7 protein-coding genes are annotated in these 7819 nt (G+C 37.1%); all 7 read right to left on the minus strand.

Going from position 1 to position 7819, the window contains the following annotated elements; genetic code table 11:
• Nucleotides 1–52 precede the first annotated feature (52 nt).
• The 7 genes from trxA to HMPREF0518_RS08275 all read right to left on the minus strand — a co-directional run bounded on the left by trxA (nucleotide 53) and on the right by HMPREF0518_RS08275 (nucleotide 7633).
• A complete protein-coding gene (gene trxA, locus HMPREF0518_RS08240) occupies nucleotides 53–364 on the minus strand; it encodes a thioredoxin (RefSeq protein WP_003627748.1) in 312 nt (103 codons plus the stop codon).
• 100 nt (nucleotides 365–464) lie between these two features.
• Entirely contained in the window at nucleotides 465–2822 is a 2358-nt protein-coding gene (locus tag HMPREF0518_RS08245; protein WP_003627750.1) for an endonuclease MutS2, read from the minus strand.
• Nucleotides 2823–2885: 63 nt separating this feature from the next.
• Nucleotides 2886–3197 (minus strand): DUF1292 domain-containing protein, encoded by a 312-nt coding sequence (locus tag HMPREF0518_RS08250; RefSeq protein WP_003627751.1) that lies wholly within the window; start codon nucleotides 3195–3197, stop codon nucleotides 2886–2888.
• Between the two features lies 1 nt (nucleotide 3198).
• Nucleotides 3199–3627 carry a Holliday junction resolvase RuvX gene (gene ruvX, locus HMPREF0518_RS08255; RefSeq protein WP_003627752.1) on the minus strand — a complete coding sequence of 143 codons (429 nt, stop codon included), beginning with the start codon at nucleotides 3625–3627 and terminating at the stop codon, nucleotides 3199–3201.
• Nucleotides 3627–3884: an IreB family regulatory phosphoprotein gene (locus HMPREF0518_RS08260; protein ID WP_003627753.1), complete on the minus strand. Its 258-nt coding sequence runs from the start codon at nucleotides 3882–3884 to the stop codon at nucleotides 3627–3629. The genes ruvX and HMPREF0518_RS08260 overlap by 1 nt, the downstream gene beginning before the upstream one ends.
• 60 nt (nucleotides 3885–3944) lie before the next feature.
• Complete coding sequence (gene alaS / locus HMPREF0518_RS08265; RefSeq protein ID WP_003627754.1) at nucleotides 3945–6584, minus strand: alanine--tRNA ligase; 2640 nt, start codon at nucleotides 6582–6584, stop codon at nucleotides 3945–3947.
• A gap of 743 nt (nucleotides 6585–7327) precedes the next feature.
• A complete protein-coding gene (locus HMPREF0518_RS08275; RefSeq protein WP_023193052.1) occupies nucleotides 7328–7633 on the minus strand; it encodes a hypothetical protein in 306 nt (101 codons plus the stop codon).
• Nucleotides 7634–7819: the final 186 nt, after the last annotated feature.

Genomic DNA, 7819 nt, shown 5'->3' on the forward strand with positions numbered 1-7819 from the left:
GAAGCATAAAATAAAGCTTGTGGCCTCGCCACAAGCTTATTTTTTGTCTTAATTAGCCAGCATATTGATCCAAAATTTGGTTCAACTTTTCCTTTGGAGTGTAGCCAGTCAAACGATCAACAATTTGACCATTCTTCTTAATAATCAAAGTTGGAATAGCCATAATACCAAGATTCTTAGCAGTTTCTTGATTGTGATCTACATCCATCTTAGTAAACTTAACGTCTTGACGTTCTTCTGCTAATTGGTCAATTACAGGTGATTGCATCTTACATGGACCACACCAAGTTGCCCAAAAGTCTATTAAAACAACGCCATCTTTAGTTTCTTCTTCAAAGTTTTGATCAGTAATTGCATCAACCATATGCTTTACCTCTTTCAATTAATATCGTTTAATATCGTTTTTTCTTCAAATCTTATATTAATAATATATCAGCTTTACTTACCTTTTACAAGAAGATTGCCTACTTTAATTTAACAATTGTGGCACCGTTACCACCTTCGTTAGCAGGCGCGTAATTAAAGCCTTTAACATGATTGCTGCTGCGTAAATATTGCCAAACACCCTTACGGATTGCGCCAGTACCAATTCCATGAATAATCGTTACAATATCTAACCCAGCAAGCAAAGCAGAATCAATATAACGATCTAAATTAGTCATGGCTTCATCGTAGCGTTGACCACGCAAGTCGAGCTCACTATGTGCATTGCTACGTCTAATCGCACTCGTTGCTCTAACCAGTTTCTTCTTAGGCTGGGCATTATTCTTAGCAATTCTCTCAATATCACGATCACTAACTTTGACTTTAATGATCCCCATTTGCACTTCATATTCATGCTCAGACAATTTCTTAGTAATAGTGCCTGTTTGTCCATATGAAAGGACCTTTACTTGATCCCCTACACTTACATGATGTCGACGTTTTTCACGCTGTAAGACCTTATTATGGGCTAAATTGTGAACCTGACGTTCTAGGCTGTTAAGTTCACCCTTGGCTTCAATAATCTTATTTTCTTTAACGCCAACATTTTTCTGCTTTTCCAATTCCGCAATAATCTTATCAGCTTTTTTACGTCTTTTAGCCACAACTTCATTAGCTCTTTCTTGGGCAAAATCAAGTTGCTTTTGAACGCGTTGATTGTACCAATCAAGTGCTTGCTGCAATTTCTGCTCAAGCTTTTGACTGCGATCCAAACTTGTTTCTAATCGGTTGCGTGCAGTAGTAGCTGCTTTAGTTTGCGCATTTAATTTGGCAATCATCTTATTAATATCAGAATCTTCGTCTGACATTAAATTCTGCGCATTTTTAACTACATCTTCACGCATCCCCAGTCTGCGGGCAATCGCAAAAGCATTACTATGACCTGGAATTCCAATTTGCAAATGGTATGTTGGTGACAAAGTCTTCAAGTCAAATTCCATTGATGCATTGATAGTGCGCGGTCTATTGTATCCATAAAGTTTCAATTCTGGATAGTGCGTAGTAACCATGATCTTAGCATCTTTTTTGCGCAAAAAGTCCAAAATACTAATAGCCAAGCTAGCCCCTTCTTCTGGATCCGTTCCTGCACCAATTTCATCAATTAAAACCAAAGTTTCTTTATCTACGTTTTTCATAATGGCAATGATGTCATTAATATGTGATGAAAAAGTACTTAATGATTGTTCAATTGATTGTTCATCACCAATATCAGCGTAAACTTCTTTGAATACTCCAACTTTGCTGCCTTCTTCAGCTGGAATAAATAGACCAGACTGAGCCATTAATTGCAACAACCCCGCGGTTTTAAGAGTAATAGTCTTACCACCAGTGTTTGGCCCAGTAATCAGCATTGTGTCATAATCGCCACCTAAGCGAATATCGTTAGGAACAACTTTTTCTGGATCAATCAACGGATGGCGTGCATTCCGTAATTCTAACGAATGATCCTGAGTCAACTTAGGTTCGCTGGCCTTCATTTCTTTAGCTAACTTTGCTTTTGCCTGTAAAAAGTCTAAGCGAGTCAATGAATTGGCAATATTATTGATGCTGTTGATCTCTTCTCTAGCTAAGCTAGACAAATGCTTTAAAATATTGCGAACTTCTTGTTTTTCTTGAGCAATTAAATTCTGTTGGTGGTTGTTTAAATTCAATACTGCTTCAGGTTCAATGAATAAAGTCTGACCACTGGCACTTTGATCATGAACCACACCGCCAAACTTGCCACGATATTCTTGCTTAACCGGAATAACATAGCGATCATCACGAATAGTAACGATTTGTTCAGATAAGTACTTACTGCTATTTCCTTTAGTATAAGCATCCATCCGATTCTTAATATCTTCTTCATTGCTGCGCATATCATGACGCAAACGCGCTAATGCATTTGAAGCAGTATCAAGTACTTCACCATCATAGTCAACTGACTTTTTTAATTCTCTAAATAAAAGATCTGGAACATCTAGCTGATCCAAAACTGAATCAATAGCTGATAAGTTAAGCTTTTCATCATCAACATCTTCCAGAAATTCGTTGATTTCATTAGCTAAACTTAAAACAAGAAGCAAATTCCCTAGCTCTTGTGCATTTAAATTTGCCTTAACGCCCAATCTTTTAGTACTAGGATGAACATCTTGAAAGTCAGTTAACGGAAGCCGTCCTTTAACTCGCAATAAGTCAGCCAATGCCAACGTTTGCTTTAATTCATTTTGTACTTGGTCAAAATTACTGCTTGGTCGCAATTTTAGTGCTGCCTCTTTAGCTGGAGCGGTAATTGCTAATTTGCTTAATCTTTTAGTAATTTCGCCAAACTCTAAGATTTTTAAAATTTTATCATTCATAGCTATCTATATTTCTTTTCAAAAACTAACAAAAAGGACCAGCCGCAGCTAGTCCTTTTTTTATTATTTACCACTTAGGCGATCATCATCCAAGAAAGTATTTAAAACTCCTTGTACCATGTCCCATTCATCATCAGATTCAATTTCGTGCAAATCACTGCTTGTGACATCACCTGCGTCATCTGCATCATAACTGAAAGCCTGTACTTCAATATCTTCGTCGTCCCCAACAGCGGCTGGGTAAAGAAGCACATATGACTTATCATAATCATCTGAATGAAAAGTAAATAATACTTCATACAATTCTTCATTACCTTGATCATCGATCAAAGTAATTTGACGATCTTTATCGTCACCATTAACTTGTGCTGCCATATTAATCCTTTCGGTGTAAATCCAAATAATTTTGCAATATGAGCACCGCTGCCATCTGATCAATCACTTGTTTACGTTTCTTACGATCATGAATACCTGCATCTTCTACAAGTACTCGGCGTGATTCGATAGTTGTTAATCTTTCATCAGAATAATGCACGGGCAAGCCAAACTTTTCTTCGAGTCTTTTGCCATAAGCCTTACTGCGGGTTACTGAAGCTCCCGAAGTGCCATCCATATTCTTAGGTAGACCTAATACAAAGCCATCTACTTCATATTGTCTAACCAACTTCTTCAATGGACGCATGCCAAAATTATATTTGGTTTCATCAATCTTAATAGTTTCTAACTTCTGTGCAGTAATTCCTAACTCATCACTGACCGCAACACCCACAGTTTTAGAGCCTATATCTAAACCTAATAATCGCATTATTTATTCTTACCAAGATAGCTCTTAACGAGTTCCTCAATAATTTCATCACGTTCGTGCTTAAGAATTAAGTTACGGGCATCATTATGCCGTGGAATATAAGCAGGATCGCCAGAAAGTAAGTAACCTACAATCTGGTTGACAGGATTATAGCCCTTTTCTTCAAGCGCATTGTAAACATCTTGCAGAGTGTCATAAACATTCTTTCCTTTATTTTGATTAAAGTCAAAATGCATAGTCTTATCTAGCGAACTCATATTTATTCCTCCTGCCAACAATTTTACTTGAAAAAAAGCTTAAACACAATTAATTAATTCTTAGTTCTTAGAAATTTCTTCGATTACAGCCTTGATAGCATCGTTAAGACCTTCTGGCCTCTTACCACCAGCTTGAGCCATGTTAGGACGACCACCGCCGCCACCACCAAAGATTGGAGCAGCCTTCTTAATTAAGTCGCCGGCTTTAAGACCCTTGTCCAAAGCCTTTTGGCCTAAACTAATAATCATATTAGCCTTGCCATCATTTTCAGCAGCTAAAACTAAAACATCTGACTTGTTGCCGCTCTTCCAGTTATCAGCAAGTTCACGAAGGTCGTTCATGCCGTTAACATCTGCAACAGTAGCAATTACAGTCAAATCGCCAGCTTGTTTTACATCGTCAAAGATTTGACCAGCCTTAGCTTGGTTGATTTGCTTAGTCAATGCTTCAACTTGCTTTTGACTGTCATGCAAGTCACTTTCAAGTGAGTCAATCTTATCAATGATGTTATCTGGCTTAGTTGCCTTAACATCAGCTTGAATATCATCAAGCAAGCTTGAACGGTTTGCTAAGTATTGGTATGCCTTCTTTGAAGTTACAGCTTCAATTCTACGCATACCAGCACCAACAGCTGATTCAGAAATAATCTTGAAAATACCAATTTGGTTAGTGTTAGAACAGTGAGTACCACCACAGAATTCTGATGAGAAGTCACCCATTTGAACAACACGAACTTTGTCGCCGTACTTACCATCAAAGAGGGCTAAGGCACCCATCTTTTCACCTTCTTCAGGTGTAGTGATAGTAGTCTTAACATCGATAGCTTCCCAAATCTTTTGGTTAACTAATTCTTCGACTGACTTAATTTCACGTGGAGTCATTGGTTCCATAGCAGTGAAGTCAAATCTCAAGTAGTCAGGATCAACTAATGAACCTGCTTGGTGAGTATGTTCACCTAAAACTTGACGAAGTGCAGCGTGAAGCAAGTGAGTTGCTGAGTGAGAGTGACGTAAACCTTCACGACGTTCCTTGTCGATCTTCAAAACATATTCCTTGCCCTTTTCCATTGGCAAAATAAGATCAACAAAGTGTAAGTTTTGGTTATTTGGAGCATGTTGGACATCTGTTACCTTAGCAACAAGTTCACCATCTTGATCATAAATGTTACCGTGGTCAGCAACTTGTCCACCACGTTCTGCGTAAAATGGAGTCTTGTCAAAGACTAAGGTTGCATGTTCACCATCAGCCTTATCAACTAACTTATCGTCAACAACGATGTCAAGAAGCTTAGCATGTGGTTCTTCATAAGTGTCACGTTCAAAGACTGACTTGTCCTTAATGTTCATCAAAGTTACATCTTGACGACCCATTGATTGAAGATCACCACGAGCCTTACGTGCACGTTCCTTTTGAGCTTGCATTTCAGCATCGAAGCCCTTCTTATCAACCTTAAGGCCAGCATCTTGAGCTGATTCAAAGGTTAATTCGTATGGGAAGCCGTAAGTATCAAACATCTTGAAGGCATCCTTACCTGAGATGGTCTTGTCATCTGACTTCTTAGCCTTATCAATTAAGTCATCAAGCAAAGTCAAACCAGTATCAAGAGCGGCTTGGAATCTTTCTTCTTCGTTTTGAATTACGTTTTCGATAAAACTACGTTGATCCATAACTTCTGGGTAGTGACTTTGCATAATCTTACCAACAACTGGTACAAGCTTGTAAAGGAAGGCGCCCTTAATGCCTAAACGTTGACCGTGAAGGTCTGCACGACGGATCAAACGACGAAGAACGTAACCACGACCTGAGTTTGATGGAAGAGCACCATCAGCAATAGCAAAACTTACGGCACGAACGTGGTCGGCAATAATCTTGAATGCAGTAGTGTCTTCTTTGTTTTCACCGTATTTCTTACCGTCAGTCATTTCTTCAGTAGCATGAATAATTGGCAAGAATAAGTCAGTTTCAAAGTTAGTTGGTGCATCTTGCAAAATTGAAAGTACACGTTCAAGCCCCATACCAGTATCGATGTTCTTGTGTGGTTGGTCTACGTACTTACCATTTGGCAAGTGGTTGTATTGTGAAAATACGATGTTCCAAATTTCAAGGTAACGTGCATTTTCACCACCTGGGAAGTTTTCTGGATCGTCTTCAGCAACGTCGTTGTTTTCTTGACCACGGTCGTAGAAAATTTCAGTATCAGGACCACATGGACCTTCACCAATATCCCAGAAGTTGTCTTCTAACTTAACAATATGGTCTGCTGGCATACCAGCTTTTTCCCAGACACGTTGTGAATCAACGTCTTTTGGATAAACAGTACAGTAAAGCTTTTCCTTTGGTAAGCCAAGCCACTTAGGACTAGTTAAGAATTCCCAAGCCCAAGGAATAGCTTCATCTCTAAAGTAATCACCTACTGAGAAGTTACCAAGCATTTCAAAGAAAGTTTGGTGACGAGCAGTCTTACCAACATTTTCAATATCGTTAGTTCTGATTGACTTTTGAGAAGAAGTAATCCTGTGGTTCTTTGGTACAACTGAACCATCAAAATATTTCTTCATAGTAGCAACACCAGAGTTAATCCAAAGAAGAGTTGGGTCATCTTGTGGAATAAGTGATGCACTTGGCATAATCATATGGCCATGATCCTTGAAGAAGTCAAGGAACATTTGGCGAAACTCTGAACTAGTTAGTTTCTTCATTTTTATCTCCCATAAACAAAATAAAAAACACCATTGCTTATTCAAGGACGCTCCACGCGCGGTACCACCTTGATTGCAACAGTGTTTGTTACCTCTTGATATTCTTAATTAATAAAACTTAAAGGAGCATCTGTTAAAGCGAATTAAGCCCTCTCACCAATTGGCTCTCTCTTTGAAATTCAACTTTAATAGACATATCTTAAGCTGAAAATAATTGTACTACAAAATCCTCTTCTGTCAACGTCCTTGTTCACGACCAAAGTCGAATACTATCTTGAAATATTGCTCTTTTTTAAGAACAGCCCTTGGTAATCTACCAGCTGTTTTATTATATTTAGACATTCACCATTAATATTGAAAAACAATGTTTGATAGCCATCTTCTATTCGCATTAATGAATGGGTATTTATCAGCATGAGTAATAATAATGTTAAGTCCAGAGCGATTTTCAACAACTAATTTATGAATGAATGGCATCTAAGATATCTAAACCAATATTTCTTAAAATTAGAAAAAGATTCACTCATTTCTTCATCCAAGTAAACGTGACAATCATAGTAATACATCAGCGAAAAAGCAATGAAGATTATTTTTTTCGCGTATGTTTCTTTATAATGTGTTTCTAAGTAATCATCAAGTTAAGCATAATTTCTATCTGAAAAAGTAAATGGCACAAAGTCAACATAATAACATTTCTTTTCCACTAATTTTTCTATTAATTTAACAGCTTCTTTATAGTTCATTTACTCACTTTCATCAAGCCACAGTGATAATCCTTGCTTATTTACCTGTTTTTCAACGTATTTTTTAGTTTTTTCCGTCATATTACAAAATCCAATTGTAGAATCACCATAGATATACATCAAGAATTCTTCTCCTTCATCATCTTTAAATAGAAAATGAATGTATCCTTTATGATGCATACTGCCTGAAATTAATTTGATTAAAATATTTACATCCTCTGCAGTAAACTCTTTATCACTATACTTGTATAATTCAGATTCTTTATCATCTGCATGAAAAGCAATTTCTACTGAATACCAAGACATGATTAACATACTAATAAGAGTTATTTTTCCACATACTTAGGTAAATAATAGTTATCAAAATAACTATTATTGTCAGCTATAGAGTTATAACCATCTACCCCTATTACTATGAAATAATTAGGGGGTATTATCTTCAAAATAATCAATTTGTTCTTGCGTAATCATTTCTTATAATGCTTTAAAATC

It is taken from the genome of Lactobacillus helveticus DSM 20075 = CGMCC 1.1877 (assembly GCF_000160855.1).
Lineage (GTDB): Bacteria > Bacillota > Bacilli > Lactobacillales > Lactobacillaceae > Lactobacillus > Lactobacillus helveticus.